Source organism: Bacteroidota bacterium (assembly GCA_018698135.1).
GTDB lineage: Bacteria > Bacteroidota > Bacteroidia > CAILMK01 > JAAYUY01 > JABINZ01.
Window position 1 is genome coordinate 15073 of the sequence record JABINZ010000082.1, and the last position, 14823, is coordinate 29895.

A 14823-nucleotide genomic window follows, 5' to 3' on the forward strand; every position below is an offset into this window, starting at 1 on the left:
AATTAAATTTTAGAAAAATTTTCAAATAGCTTCATGCCAAATCTATGGCTTTTTTCAGGATGAAATTGAGCACCAAAAATATTATCTTTTTGTATTGCAGAATCAAACTCAATTCCATAGTTTGTTTTTAAAATGGAATTGTTTTCATTTTTAACCTTTACATAATATGAATGCACAAAATAGAATCGGGTTTCTTTAGGCAAATTCATAGTTAATTGGCTTTCATAAGAAGTGTTGACAACATTCCATCCCATATGTGGAATTTTCAAATTCCTGTCATTAAACCTGAACTTTAAAGTTTCAGCCTCAATCCATTCTAGGCCTTTTTCAACACCTTCTTCACTTTCAGATGTTAATAATTGCATTCCTAAACAAATACCTAATATTGGAATTTTTTGTTCCAAAGCTTTATAATCTAAAACTTGCTTAAGCTTTAACTCATTAATTCGCTTCATTGCATTATCAAATGCTCCTACTCCAGGAAGTAATATTTTCTCAGCCTTTTCGATCTCTCTAATATCACTTGATATCTTAGAATCAACTTTAATCTTTTTAAACATATTAAAAATTGAACCTAAATTACCTATCCCGTAATCAACTATGACAATCATTTTAAATCATTATTTGAGAAACAATACTTAAGATAGAAACTCATTGGTACTAAATTCTTCTTTGCTAAGATAAAAAATACAGGTCTTAAGAATTCAAACCTTTTTTTATAAGATGGAAATTCAGTCCAATATTTTACCGATTTATTCATTATTGCTTCAAAATTCTCATCTGATAATGCTAATCTTTTTTTAAAATAACTTATAAGATCATTTTCGAGAATAGGAGGAGAGTTATATAATTTCCAAGCCTCAACCCTACTAATTTTACCATTTCTTACTAATGCTGAAAGGGTATTATTTCTAAAATCAGCATTAAATTTCTTTGGTAAATAATATGAATGAAGAAAAGATGTCATTCTGTTTTCCAGATGGTGTCCTCCATAATATTGCCAATTAAATTCTTTCTCTAAAAATTCTCTAGCATTTTCTTTTGAATAATTTATATACCAAAAAGGTCTAATTTTTTTGATTCTAAGAAATAATGTTGAATATAGAAATCTAAAAAATGTCATTAAAGGATATGATTTCAACTTCATTTTACCATATTTCTTATGAATACTTTTAATATACTTACCATCAAAATAGTTCTTACCTATTGGTGTTATTCCCTCAGTAACAAAAGAGTGTCCTTCTAAAACATATTTGATTCTGTACTTGGCTGCTGCTCTATACATAGTTTCTGCATAGGCTAAATCCGTAGATGCATCTAATTCTGCAACACTCGCTTCAAAAAAAGATCTAAATATGTCATCAGCTTCTTTATTATTAACAACTTTTGTATATAAATCTATGCCAAGTTTACTTAGCATTTTTCTAATATTTTGAGTAGCGATAGCAGTATTCCAGGTATTATCATAATGAACTGCCAGTGGTCTAAGTCCCCATTCTTTAGTTAAATATAGCATATAAGAGGAATCCGTACCTCCACTTACACCAACAACACAATCATATTTCCTTTTTTTTCCGGATTTTTTTATCTTACTTATTATTCTATTGAGTTCATCGATTCCTTTTTTTTGAGCATATCCATACTGCTCTATTAAATCATCAACTTGTTGGCAATAATTACATATACCCTCACTATTAAATTCAATGCCAGGAACTCTTTCATCATAAATACATCGAGAGCAAATTTGCAAATCTGCCTTATTAATATCCTTACTCAACAGCATACATAAAACTATTTATCATATACTCTAGCCGGGTTTCCAACTACTTTATTATTTTTTTCAATATCTCTTATCACTACAGAACCCATACCAACTAAGCTTTTCTCTCCAATATTCAAGCCCTCTTTAATTGTTGAATTAGTTCCCAAATAACAATTTCTTCCGATTGTAACACTACCGGATATGCAAACGCCACCTGTTATTAGAGTAAATTCACCAATATTGCAGTCATGACTAACAATTGAATTTGGCAGTACTACAACAAAGTTATTCAATTGAACATTGGACGCTATAGTAACATTTTGTAATATTATTGAACCTTTTCCAATTAATGATAAAGATGACACAAAAGCAGTAGGATGAATAATAGTCTCAAATCTTTCATCAGAAACATCAATTTTCTTCCTTAACTCATTTCTATAAATATAATTATTTGAGCTTCCAATACCAAAAACAAAAAGTGAATTTGGGTATTTTTTTACTTCGCTCAATCCACCTAATACCTTAACGCCATTAATTGACTTATTCCATAAATTACTATTATCATCTACAAAACCTAAACATCTGTAAATATTCTTGTTCTGATGTTTATTAATTTCAATAATTGTATCTAATATGTCAACACAATTTCCGCCTGTGCCAATAATTATAATTTCTTTCATTACTAATTAATAAAGATGAGGATTCTCAATAATATCCTTTGCTAACTCCATCAATCCTCTTTCTACATCTATAGTAGGTTCCCAGCTAAGTAATTGTTTAGCTTTTGAATAATCAGCTCTTCTTTCTCTAACCAAACTTGCTTCACCAGTAAATTGAGGAATAATATTTTCTTTCCCTGTTGCTGAAATTAATATTTCAGCAAGTTGTTTAACAGTTGTGGATTTATTTGTTCCAATATTGAAAATTTGATTATTAACATCCATTTCAAGAGCTAAGATATTTGCATTGGCAATATCTGAAACATGAATAAAATCCATTGATTGTTTACCATCTCCATTAATTACAGGTGCTTGACCGCTCATTATTCGTTTTATAAAGAGAATAACGACATTAGTATAATATGCATCAACATTTTGACGTGAACCATACACATTGAAATATCTAAATCCAATATAGTTCAAATCATTAAATCTTGAATAAAATTTAGCTATACTTTCTGTAGAGTGTTTTCCAATACAATATGGGGTTATTGGCAATAATGGGCTTTCTTCTGTCATAGGAAGTTCTTCGGGATCGCCATATACGGAAGCTGAACTGGCAAATATCACTTTTTTTACTTTATGCATTCTTGCAGCTTCAAAAACATTTGTTGTTCCAATAACATTTATATTTAATGATTCAACAGGATTTTGTAAACTTTTATTTATACAGTCAGCAGCTTCATGATATACATATTCAATCCCTTCCATGGCTTCCAATAACCTGGAAAGATAACGTATATCTCCCTCGATAAATTCAACGTCCCCATTGTTAATATGGTTTTCAAATTTTGAGATATCTCCACGATAGAGATTATCAAATATTCTTACTTTATATCCTTTTGCAACTAACTGCTCTGTAATATGACCTCCAATGAAACCGGCTCCTCCGGTTATCAAGATATTTGGTTTATTCATTACTATATTGTTAATTTTTAATATGTGTTTTTAGTTTTTCTACTATATATTTTATATCATCAATTGCTAAACTATTATGAAGAGGCAAGGCAAGTGCTGAATTATATAATTGCAAAGAATTAGGGCACGTATCCTTACTTTTATAAACTGGTTGTATAAATGAAGAATAAGTCCCAATTTGGGTTTGAATACCATCATTACGCATTTGTACAATTAGTTTATTTCTGTCAATTTTGTTGTCAACCAAAATAGCATAAGTTTGATATACATGGCGTGAATTTTCTGATTGAATTGGAATATTAATATCCTCAACCTCGCCCAATAATTCATTGTATAGTGAAACTAATTCGAATCGTATACTAAGAAAATCCTCGTATTTTCTTAGCTGTGCTAATGCAACTGCTGCATTAATATCAGATAATTTATAATTGTATCCAAGGAATTCAAAAGAAGGAATACTAAATTCATTTTGACGTGCAAAAGCTGATTCCATACCAAAACAGGCTAAAGAACTGATTTTCTTTGCATACTCTTCATTATCTGTTATGACAATTCCGCCTTCCCCAGATGTTACATTTTTACGTGCATGGAAAGAAAATGCTGCTATATCACCATATTTCCCTGCTGGAACACCATTAAACTTTGCACCTAAGGAACAAGCTGCATCTTCAATTACTCTAAGATTATTATTTCTTGCAATCTCATTAATGACATCCATTTGAGCCATTTGGCCTAAAGCATGAACGACAATGATTGCTTTTGTTTTATTATTAATTTTTTCTTCAATTAAATCAGGATTAATGTTATAGGTATCTAAGTTAACATCAACAAATCTTGGAATAGCATTGCAATACATTACTGCATGTCCGGTTGCAGGAAAAGTAAAATCAGAAACAATAACTTCATCACCTTTCTTGATTCCTAAAGCTAACAAAGCTAAATGCAAACCAGCAGTACAATTATTAACCGGAATTGCGTATTCAGTGTGAGTAATTGATTTTATAATAGAAGCTAATTCCTCACCCTTGGGGCCTTGCCCTGCAACCCAACCCGAGTTGAGGGTATCGCTTATTGCTAATATTTCCTTATCATCAAAAAAAGGACGTGATAAATAAATCAATGTCAGAAATTATTAATTGTTGTGAATGGCTAATTGTTTGTCTGCAGCTTCAAGTATTTCAATTATTCTAATAGCTTGATCTGCATTCGAAATCGAATCCAAATTACTTTGAACAGCATTTGCAAAATGTTCAACACTGTTTAATAGTGCATCTTCAATTGGCATACTGGGGATTAATACATCACCCATCCTTACTTTTACAGCATAATCAGTGTATTCTATTTTCTCATATTTTTCTTCAGTATCAAAGCCTTTATCATAGATTAGAAATTTCTCACCTGCTAGCATATCATCAAACACAACCATTTTTTTTGTACCTGCCACAATTATTTTGCGTTCTTTAACTGGCGATATCCAACTTGATTTTAAATGAGCTATGAATCTTTTGTATTTCAATGTGAGAAAAGTTAATGATTCCTTTTTACTCCAGTATTTTTCACCCATTACAGAAATTGTATCAGGTGCAATGCCGCCAATCAAGTAATCGATAACAGCTAAATCATGCACTGCCAGATCCCACATTGCACTAACATCATTTTTAATTTTTCCCAAATTAAGCCGTGATGAATCAAAATAAATAGGTTTACCTAATTCATTATCGTTGATCATGTTTTTTATTCTTCTAATGGCTGGATGAAAAATCATAATATGATCAACATGAATCCTTACATTATTCTCTTTAGCCAAGCATCTTAGTTCAATTGCCTCTTTGACATTCGGTGTCATTGGTTTTTCAATAAAAACATGCTTACCAGCTAAAATGGCTTCCTTTGCAATAAAGAAATGGGATTCAGTTTCAACTGCAATTGCAACTGCATGGACATTATTGTCATTTATCAAATCAGAATAATTTAAACAATAATTTGTTTGAGCCAAATATTTTAATCTGGCAAACTCAAGCCTTTCCGTATTGTGGTCACAAATAGCAAATAGATTTGTATGTTTACTCTCAAAAATATTCCGAGCTAAATTGGGGCCCCAATATCCATATCCAATTAAAGCAATATTTATCACTTTGATTTATTTAAGTTTTATTTAAGAATGAAGTTTTTTCCAGTATTATTCAGGTTTTATAATCTTGATATCCATATCAAATGATATTTCCTCATTGCATTGATCACAATAATATCTTACTTTTTCAGTCGAACTATTTATTTGTTTCATTTTATGACCTATTTTACAAACAAATCCAACAATTCTAGCAGGATTGCCCTTGACTAATGAAAATGATGCTACATCTGAAGTAACAACAGATCCCGCAGCAACCATTGCAAAGGTTCCAATAGTATTGCCAGCTATAATAGTGGCATTCGCACCAATCGAACACCCTTTTCGTAACAAAGTTTTAGTTATCTTCCAATCCTTGTTGAAGGCTCTTGGCTGAAGATCATTAGTAAATGTTGCATGAGGTCCTATGAAGACATCATCTTCAATGATATTTCCATTGTATAATGAAACTCCATTCTGAATTTTCACATTATTTCCAACCACTACTTCAGTATCTATATAGACATCTTTACTTAAAATACAGTTTTGTCCAATTATAGAATTTTCTCGTATCTGAACGAAATTCCATATATATGTACCTTTCCCTATACTACATCCATCAGAAACTTCTGATGATGAATGTATATACACACCATTCTTTTCATTTAATCTACTCATAATTAATCTTTTTTAGGTGTTTTTAAATATTCATTACTTATTATATTCTTAATAAATTGATAATAAGAAAAAAATATCACTTTTCCAAACTATTGGAGTTAATATAATAGCTAAAATACCATTTGATAAACCTGGAAACCCCTTCTTCTATTTTTACCTTAGGATTATAATTGACTTCACGAATAAACTCTGTAATATCAGCATATGTAGCAGGAACATCACCAGCTTGCATTGGTTTAAATTTAATTATGGCTTTCCTCCCTGTTACTTTTTCAATAGTCTTAATAAAATGTAATAATTTGACCGGTCTGCTGTTCCCGATGTTATAAATCTTATATGGTGCTTTTGAAGATGAAATATCTGGATCTGATTCGTTCCATTTTATATTGTTCTTAGCGGGACGTATTGAAACTCGAAGAACTCCTTCAACAATATCATCAATATAAGTGAAATCTCTTAGCATATTTCCATGATTAAATACATCAATCGGTTTGTTTTCAAGTATAGCTTTTGTAAAAATAAATAATGCCATATCTGGCCTACCCCATGGGCCATAAACAGTAAAAAATCTTAAACCTGTAGTAGGTAAATTATACAAATGGCTATATGTATGAGCCATTAGTTCATTAGATTTTTTTGTTGCTGCATAAAGACTAATAGGATGATCAACAATATCACTTGTTGAAAATGGCATTTTCGTATTTAAACCATAAATACTAGAACTGGACGCATAGGTTAGATGTTTCACTTGATTATGCCTGCAAACTTCTAAAATGTTAAGAAATCCATGAAGATTTGATCTTAAGTATGCATGTGGATTAGTTAAACTATATCTCACTCCTGCCTGGGCTGCAAGATGTATTACATATTCAAATTTTTCCTTTTCAAATAAAGTGCAAAGTTGTCCATAATCCTCAAGATCTAATTTAATAAAGTAATAATTATCATATTTAGAACTTTTTAGTAATTTACCATATTTAATATCTTCTTCTTTTATCCCAGTTTCATTTAATCTCCCATATTTAAGACTTGGATCATAGTAATCATTTATTATATCCAGGCCCACTACATTTTCCCCTCTTTCAATAAGTTTTAGTGCAGTGTGAAAACCAATAAATCCTGCAGTACCAGTAACAATGTATTTAGACATTATCGTATTTTAAAATGAATTATGTGTATTTCAATATTTATAGCTTCGCTTCCTCAGTCACATCCCAGTGGTGAGTAAAGAGTAATCCGTGATTTATTAATCTTCTGATTAGCTAATTTCTTCTTTCCAAATAATCAGATATTCTGTGGAGTCAAGAGTCTCAATATATTCCTTTGCTTCCAATAAATTCATTATAATGTACCTGATCTTTCTTGTAATTATTGCTTCAGCTTTATCAATCAGTTTTATCAGGAAGTTTTTGTCCAAATGATCAGATACTATAAGCAAGTCAATGATCTGACTGTTCAATCCTTTGGCAAAATCTCCTGTTAAATATACTTCTTTTACATCTCCCATTTTTTCAATCACAGAATCAATGATCTCATCGATACCCACATATTTCCTCAATAAACTATGAATATCCCTAAAAAGAGGATGCTTTGTATTTGCCTTGAAATATTTTCTATTTGATTTTAAAAAAGAGGCAAGCAAACCTGCCTGCTCAAAACGGTTTAATTCAAGCCGAATAGCATTTGATGATTCTCCAAATTCACTTTCAAGTCCACGTAAATAAGAGCTGGAGCTGGAATTCAGAAAGAATTTCAACATCAGTTTTATACGTGTTTTTGATGTGATGAGTGTATCCAGCATGAGGATGATTGAGTAACAAAACTACTCGATTTTGAATTAATTGCAAAATAAATTTAAATAAATGTGGACACAAAGTTCACAGAGGAGACACAAAGAGCACAAGGACTTTTGGTTTAGGTTTTGGGAAGTTCAGCGTTCAGGGTTTGGGTATATGCTATTTGTAATTGATTCCTTAGAAGTCTGAATTTTTCAAGTACTTAATAAAATTGCTTATTTTACTTGATAATCGTTCTGTTCTAACTAATAAGTCATCAAGTTCAGATTGATCAATGTAATTAAAATCAAACGCTCTGTAGCCTTGAGATCGGCTTTCACCACATGAGCCTTTTGAAATACTTAAGAATTGGATTCACCCTGTGAAATAATGCTTTGCATTAAAATTTCTAATTTTATTTCACAGGGTAAATTCTTTATTTCCTCCCCTATCAAAACCTTCTTTACCCTGTTAAATACGACTTGAGCCTGTTTTTTAAGAACATTTTCCCATAATGAGTTTTAAAATATTTTTCTCTCTTTAAAGCATCATCTTTTGATAAACATGCTTCGTAGTATATAAGTTTTAATGGTCTTCTATCTTTTGTAGATTCAACTTTTCCATTGCTGTGTTGCTCAAATCGTAAATTCAAATCTTGAGTAAATCCTGCATAATTTTTACCATCTTTTTCGCTTTTTAAAACATAAGTAAAATAGAATTGCTCCATAAGATTTGAATTTATTTAACAGGGAGATTGTTATCCATTACAGAACCTGCTGATGATCGTATTTGATCACGGAATTTAAAGTCATTACAAAATGGATTTTTTGAAGTGAGTGAAAATACGATTTTGCAAAGTTTTCTTGCTTCTTGCCAGATTTCAAGGTCTTCAAAACGGACAATGTTCATGGGTTAGTTCTTTTTGTTTAGAGTTCAAGACAAAAGTACAAGTTCTTCTTGTTCAGGGTTTGTTTTGTTCAGGGTTTCGGGTTTTTGGTTCTCCTTACTTCCTACTTCTTTCTTCTTACTCCTTAATTAAAGTTCAGGGTTCTGAAAGTTCAAGGTTCTTTTTGTTTCCCGATTCTCGGGTTTTTTAAGAAGCTATTTGCTTTTTACTTGTTCGTTGATATTTTTCGTGTAGACCTGATAGTTCTGATACTTACATGGGATTGGAGTATCCTTAAAACTTCAACGCAATCATATTTGATTCTGTAAATTATCAGATACGAACCGAGGATAATATTTCGGTATCTTTTATCTTTAGTTGGTAAGTGTCTGCATTCCACATGGATCAAATACATTAGGTCTAAACTCCAGACTCTGCTATAGATGTCTGCAATAAAACTCTTTGCAGCAATTGAACCGAACATTTCCATTCCATAGGTGTAGAGTGAAAAAATATCCTGATCGAATTGTTCCGATATTTTTACTTCTTTTCTTTCGATTTCAGCCATTTTTCAAAGTTATCCATCGATTCCTGGACGCTATGGAATGAGCCGTTTTCAGCTTTCTTTATTCCAGCGAGAAACTCATCATGACTAAGATTTTTTTCTGGCAAAATCCAGTTAATATTTTGTTCGATATGCTCTTTTACTTTTGTCATATTTAATCACATATATATGTTAAGTAATCACAAAGATACTCATTTTTCGATGTTTTAAAATAAGGCGAAGTAATCTGTTGAAAGTTAAGCGGATGCTTTTTTGTTTATGTTCTTTTGGTTTCCCGATTCTAGGGATTCAGGTTTTTGGGTGGGCAATGTGTCTTCGTGGGGGGATTTTGGGCAGTGGAAGTTTGTTGTAGTGGGGAATTATTGGTGGAGCGGACTATATGATTATGCTGGTTAATGAAAAAAGCAGAATTGAAGTAGGAAAGCTCTCGTCTTTGATTTTTTAGAGAGGGGTTGGGCTGTCTGCATAAGCTTTAGGTTAAGCATGGAGGTGAGTTAATCTTTACTTTTGAACAACAGAATAATTGAACTATCCTTCACTATGCTTCGGATAACTAAGCATTTGAATGGAGAATTCAGAAGTGGAGTAGGATTTGTGTCCCCTCTTTGATTTTTCAGAGAGGGGATTAAAGGGGTGAGTTATATAACCTTATTTTGCATTCCTTATCGCATGCACTATATCAACACTTCTTTTTGCTTCAGAAATACGGAATCCATTTCCTTTAAGTATTTCTTCATAAGAACGAGTGTGTAAGTTTGTGAAACCATCACTAAACTCAAATGCTTCTCCATTGATATCTATAGACCGATAGGTTCTCATCCCTTTCAATTTGGCTTCTTTCGGAATATCATTGTAGTCAAGACTCAGAGACCATTTAACACTTGCATGCTCTAACTCTAAAAACCCGGATGCCTTATCAGCTTGTGACCGATCTACTTTATTTTCCTTTACTTCCCCGAAAATCCAGCTCAGCATATCAAAAAAATGTACACCAACATTCGTAGCTACACCACCTGACTTTTGTGAGTCCCCTTTCCAGGAAAAATGATACCACTTGCCACGGCTGGTGATATAATTAAGTTTGATGTCGTATTTTTTAGTGATTTGTGATGAGTGATCTGCCTTCATTTCATTTCGGACAGACAAGTCTGTGATCTGTTGCTTTAGTTTGATGATTGCTGGATGGAGACGAAGTTGCAGGATGGTGTATATATTGAAACCAGTTTCTTTCTCTAACTCAGATAGAGCTTCAATGTTCCATGGATTTAATACAATCGGCTTTTCGCAAATAGCATGTGCCCCATTCCTCATAGCCATTCGAATGTGAGCATCGTGTAAGTAATTTGGGGAGCAGATCGTTACATAATCCATCTTTCCTTTTCCTGACCTTCTGAGTTTGTCCATGTGACGATCAAAGCGCTCAGGTTCAGTGAAAAAATCTGCTTCAGGGAAATATGAGTCAATAATTCCAACACTATCATTTGGATCCAGTGCAGCAACAAGATTATTTCCAGTCTCTTTAATAGCTTTCATATGTCGTGGAGCAATGTAGCCGGCTGCTCCTATTAGTCCAAAGTTTTTCATCATTTTATTCATTGGTAAATATCAATCAGTTATTAAAAACTTACTTCAATTTACATTTTTCATAAAGTTAATAAGATCATCATTCAACATGAAAAAAACTATCTCTTATTAATTGTCATACCGACTAAAGGGAGGTATCTGTTTACAGTGCTTGAGGATACAGATTGAATTTCATCAGGCTCTTTGAAAACAGATTTCTCTTCCGATAGTAATCGGAGTCGAAATGACAAAAGTAAAATAATTTCTAATGAAAGATTACATATAATTTAAAGATTACACTTTGCACTTTTTGACAACTTTGTTTTCATATAACTCATATACTTCCCCGCTCTCTGAACACATAGCGTTTCCCCTCTCATCAAAATTTAATCGTTGTCCAAATTCAGACATCCAGCCAATTTGTTTTGCAGGATTTCCAACAACCAAAGCATATGCTGGAATCTCCTTTGTAACCACTGCTCCAGCACCAATAAAAGCAAATTCACCAATGTCATGTCCGCAGACGATTGTGGCATTTGCTCCAATAGACGCACCCTTTTTTACGATTGTTTTTGTGTATTGCCCCTTGCGATTAACTCCGCTCCTTGGATTAACGACATTGGTAAACACCATGGATGGCCCGAGGAAGACATCATCTTCACAAATTACTCCTGTGTAGATAGAAACATTGTTTTGAATTTTCACATTGTCTCCTAAAACTACTTCAGGGGAAACAACAACATTTTGACCAATGTTACAAGCTTCACCAATTATACATTTCGACATGATGTGTGAAAAATGCCAGATTTTGGTTCCTTCTCCTATTTGACAATTTTCGTCAATTACTGCTGTTTCGTGCGCAAAGAATTTGTCTTTCATAATGTTTTTTTTATGGATAAAGTATGAAGACAAAAGTAAATAGTCAAATGATAATAAACAATAGTTGGGATTTAATTGATTTAAGGCAATTATTAAAACACACCTCTTAATCTCCTCTCAAGAGGAGAATGTGAAAATTAAAGCAAGTTATATGTACAATCTAATCCCCTCTTTAAATATTAGAGAGGGGTTTGGGGTGAGTTATATTAAAAAAAGCAACACCATCACAAATATACCCCAACTGCTCCTCATCCAACTCCGTATGCATTGGCAATGAAATGACAGATTCGCAAAGTGCTTCGGATACTGGATAATCACCTTTCTTGAAGCCATAGCCATCAAATGCTTTTTGAAGATGTAAGGGAACTGGGTAATAAATTGCGTTGGGGATTCCTTTATCTAATAAATATTTGTGTAAATCATCCCTATTAATATCTTTTGTTTTTAGGGTATATTGATGAAAAACGTGTGTAGTAAAATCAGAAGTTAAAGGCGTTTCAATATTTGGATGATTTGAAAATGCATTATTGTAGAATGCCGCTGCTTTTTGCCTTTCCTGAATATATTGATCCAGATGATCCAATTTGGTTTTTAATATGGCTGCCTGTATACTATCAAGGCGAGAGTTTACACCTATGACATCATGATAATAGCGGACTTTCATCCCGTGGTTGACAATTACCCTGATTTGCTCGGCTATTATATCATCATTTGTAAATATGGCTCCTCCATCTCCATATCCTCCTAAGTTTTTGGATGGAAAAAAGGATGTGCATCCAATATGTCCGATTGTACCAGCTTTCTTTTTGCTTCCATCTGTAAATGTATAATCAGAACCAATTGCTTGGGCATTGTCTTCAATGACAGAAAGTCTGTGTTTATTTGCAATTTGCATCAAGGTTTCCATGTTCACACATTGACCAAATAAGTGAACAGGTACGATGGCTTTTGTTTTATTTGTGATGGCTGCTTCAATTTTAGACACATCCAGGTTGAAAGTATCCCATTCCACATCCACAAATACAGGCTTGAGTTTAAGAAGTGCTATGACTTCTGCTGTTGCAATGAATGTAAAAGGTGATGTGATTACTTCATCTCCAGGCTGTAAATCCAGGGCCATCATGGCTATTTGAAGGGCATCCGTTCCGTTTGCACAAGGAATGACATGCTTTACACCTAAATAATTTTCCAGATTTGTTTGAAATTCATTGACTGCTGTGCCATTTATAAAAGATGCTTCTGACATCACTTTTTGAATTTCTTTATCAACTTCTGTTTTAATCTTCTGGTATTGGGATTGAAGATCGACCATTTGTATTTTTTGCATAATTAGATATATAGTTCAAAAATAATTAGATTAAAATTCTTGACAAGGTATTTTTTGCCACTAAGACACAAAGGCTCAAAGTAATCACAAAGTTTAAATTAATTAAAATAATTAGGAATAGCAGAAGTCTAAAGTGTGTACATTAAGATTTTCTTCACACCCTCTTCGCTGTCGCAAAGCTTTAGTCTCTTACGCAATAGCTTCAGCGCCAGCGTGCAAAGCGGAGTTAGGGTTGGGGCAATTGAAGAAAATCGTCTATATTCCAAAAAACAATAATGTCCTACTATCAAACAATAAGATTCCACATCCCCGTCTGCCAGCCGAGCAGGAATTGCGGAATGACGTTCAAAGCAGAATACGTTAATCCTTCCAAAGTTAAAACCCATTTCTCATTACAGATTGCTTCTCCCGATGAATCGGGATCGCAATGACGAATTGAGCAGAATTATATCTTCAACAAACGATTTAAAAACGAACGCTTCCGTTTTCTGTCCTGAGTTTCGTCATAATAACCATGTCCGTAGCCGTAGCCATAGCCGTAACCATAACCATAGCCGTAACCATAACCATAACCATAGCTATAACCATAATAACTATCCTCTACCCTAACATCATTGATGAGGACACTCATATTCTCAATTTTGTTTTTCTCTACATCCTTGGATATGGAAGTAAACACTTTTTTATAGGTGTGATTTTGACGAACGATAAATAGCTTGGCATCCGAATATTTCATTAATAAATAGGCATCGGTTACGATACCAATTGGAGGGGAGTCAATGATGATGTAATCGTATATATCCCTTAGTTTATCAAATAGAGAATCAGTCCTGTCAGTAGCAATTAATTCGGAAGGATTTGGAGGCACAGGGCCGGCAGAAACCAAGTCCAGAAACTCCAGGGAGGTGGGTTGGATGATATCCTCTACCTCACATTTATTTGCCAGATAGGTCGAAATCCCGTTGATGTTCACCAATCCAAAATCCTGAAAAATCTTAGGTTTCCGTAGGTCAAATCCAAGGATTACCGTCTTCCTGCCATTCAAGGCAAAAATAGAAGCCAGGTTCATGGCAATAAAGGTTTTTCCTTCACCTATCACTGATGAAGTAACCAATACAGATTGTTTTTCTTTTCCTCCTGAATAATACTGTAAATTTGTCCGGATTGACCTGAATGACTCTGCGATAGCGGATTTAGGAGCATCCTTCACTACAATATTTGATTTCTTATTGTTATGAATAACATGTCCAATAATGGAAAGTCCTGTGTTTTTTTCCACTTCCTGCCTGTCGATAATTTTATCATTCAACATCTCCTTGAGGAACACAAAGCCAATTGGGATTAATATTCCCAGAATAAAAGCAACAGATAAATTTTGTTTTTCTTTCGGTTGTGTTTGAGCTAACAACTTGGGAGGGTCTACCACTTCATTTTGGGCTACTGTAGCTGCTTTTGCAATTTGGGCTTCGGATTGTTTTTCTAGGAAAAAGGTATAAATACTTTCATTCAAGGTGTATTTTCGTTCCAGGGTTACCAGTTCCTGTTGCGTTTTGGGTAAATTAACTATCCTGTTCGATTTCACACCGATACGTGTCTCGACATCCTTTAGATTTATATTTATGGCATAAACCACATTTTTTATAC

The 14823-nt window shown here is 33.2% G+C and carries 18 protein-coding genes; all 18 read right to left on the reverse strand.

Annotated elements, in window-relative coordinates; genetic code table 11:
- Positions 1 to 2: 2 nt before the first annotated feature.
- Positions 3 to 611 carry an imidazole glycerol phosphate synthase subunit HisH gene (gene hisH / locus HOG71_05000; GenBank protein MBT5990190.1) on the reverse strand — a complete coding sequence of 203 codons (609 nt, stop codon included), beginning with the start codon at positions 609 to 611 and terminating at the stop codon, positions 3 to 5.
- Positions 608 to 1783, reverse strand: a complete 1176-nt coding sequence (locus HOG71_05005) for an N-acetyl sugar amidotransferase (protein ID MBT5990191.1) — start codon at positions 1781 to 1783, stop codon at positions 608 to 610. The genes hisH and HOG71_05005 overlap by 4 nt, the downstream gene beginning before the upstream one ends.
- Positions 1784 to 1791: 8 nt before the next feature.
- The gene (locus tag HOG71_05010) at positions 1792 to 2442 is read right to left on the reverse strand and encodes an acetyltransferase (GenBank protein ID MBT5990192.1); all 651 of its coding nucleotides are present in this window, start codon (positions 2440 to 2442) and stop codon (positions 1792 to 1794) included.
- Positions 2443 to 2448: 6 nt separating this feature from the next.
- The gene (locus HOG71_05015; GenBank protein ID MBT5990193.1) at positions 2449 to 3399 is read right to left on the reverse strand and encodes an NAD-dependent epimerase/dehydratase family protein; all 951 of its coding nucleotides are present in this window, start codon (positions 3397 to 3399) and stop codon (positions 2449 to 2451) included.
- Positions 3400 to 3409: 10 nt separating this feature from the next.
- The gene (locus HOG71_05020; protein ID MBT5990194.1) at positions 3410 to 4519 is read right to left on the reverse strand and encodes a DegT/DnrJ/EryC1/StrS family aminotransferase; all 1110 of its coding nucleotides are present in this window, start codon (positions 4517 to 4519) and stop codon (positions 3410 to 3412) included.
- Positions 4520 to 4531: 12 nt separating this feature from the next.
- Positions 4532 to 5533, reverse strand: a complete 1002-nt coding sequence (locus tag HOG71_05025; GenBank protein MBT5990195.1) for a Gfo/Idh/MocA family oxidoreductase — start codon at positions 5531 to 5533, stop codon at positions 4532 to 4534.
- Positions 5534 to 5578: 45 nt separating this feature from the next.
- The gene (locus HOG71_05030) at positions 5579 to 6184 is read right to left on the reverse strand and encodes an N-acetyltransferase (GenBank protein MBT5990196.1); all 606 of its coding nucleotides are present in this window, start codon (positions 6182 to 6184) and stop codon (positions 5579 to 5581) included.
- A gap of 76 nt (positions 6185 to 6260) precedes the next feature.
- Positions 6261 to 7334 carry an NAD-dependent epimerase gene (locus tag HOG71_05035; protein ID MBT5990197.1) on the reverse strand — a complete coding sequence of 358 codons (1074 nt, stop codon included), beginning with the start codon at positions 7332 to 7334 and terminating at the stop codon, positions 6261 to 6263.
- Positions 7335 to 7442: 108 nt separating this feature from the next.
- Positions 7443 to 7985 carry an ArsR family transcriptional regulator gene (locus HOG71_05040; GenBank protein MBT5990198.1) on the reverse strand — a complete coding sequence of 181 codons (543 nt, stop codon included), beginning with the start codon at positions 7983 to 7985 and terminating at the stop codon, positions 7443 to 7445.
- 172 nt (positions 7986 to 8157) lie between these two features.
- Positions 8158 to 8334 (reverse strand): four helix bundle protein, encoded by a 177-nt coding sequence (locus HOG71_05045; protein ID MBT5990199.1) that lies wholly within the window; start codon positions 8332 to 8334, stop codon positions 8158 to 8160.
- Between the two features lie 88 nt (positions 8335 to 8422).
- Positions 8423 to 8686: a GIY-YIG nuclease family protein gene (locus HOG71_05050; GenBank protein ID MBT5990200.1), complete on the reverse strand. Its 264-nt coding sequence runs from the start codon at positions 8684 to 8686 to the stop codon at positions 8423 to 8425.
- Positions 8687 to 8697: 11 nt separating this feature from the next.
- Positions 8698 to 8868 carry a four helix bundle protein gene (locus tag HOG71_05055; protein MBT5990201.1) on the reverse strand — a complete coding sequence of 57 codons (171 nt, stop codon included), beginning with the start codon at positions 8866 to 8868 and terminating at the stop codon, positions 8698 to 8700.
- A 203-nt stretch (positions 8869 to 9071) separates the two neighbouring features.
- Positions 9072 to 9413 carry a type II toxin-antitoxin system RelE/ParE family toxin gene (locus tag HOG71_05060; protein MBT5990202.1) on the reverse strand — a complete coding sequence of 114 codons (342 nt, stop codon included), beginning with the start codon at positions 9411 to 9413 and terminating at the stop codon, positions 9072 to 9074.
- Positions 9386 to 9562, reverse strand: a complete 177-nt coding sequence (locus HOG71_05065) for a hypothetical protein (GenBank protein MBT5990203.1) — start codon at positions 9560 to 9562, stop codon at positions 9386 to 9388. Before HOG71_05065 ends, HOG71_05060 begins: the two co-directional genes overlap by 28 nt.
- A 496-nt stretch (positions 9563 to 10058) precedes the next feature.
- The gene (locus tag HOG71_05070; protein MBT5990204.1) at positions 10059 to 10994 is read right to left on the reverse strand and encodes a Gfo/Idh/MocA family oxidoreductase; all 936 of its coding nucleotides are present in this window, start codon (positions 10992 to 10994) and stop codon (positions 10059 to 10061) included.
- A gap of 273 nt (positions 10995 to 11267) precedes the next feature.
- The gene (locus HOG71_05075; GenBank protein MBT5990205.1) at positions 11268 to 11852 is read right to left on the reverse strand and encodes an N-acetyltransferase; all 585 of its coding nucleotides are present in this window, start codon (positions 11850 to 11852) and stop codon (positions 11268 to 11270) included.
- A 172-nt stretch (positions 11853 to 12024) separates the two neighbouring features.
- Positions 12025 to 13179: a DegT/DnrJ/EryC1/StrS family aminotransferase gene (locus tag HOG71_05080; protein ID MBT5990206.1), complete on the reverse strand. Its 1155-nt coding sequence runs from the start codon at positions 13177 to 13179 to the stop codon at positions 12025 to 12027.
- Positions 13180 to 13624: 445 nt separating this feature from the next.
- Positions 13625 to 14823: polysaccharide biosynthesis tyrosine autokinase (locus tag HOG71_05085; GenBank protein MBT5990207.1), on the reverse strand; the 1199-nt coding region annotated here is incomplete at its 5' end.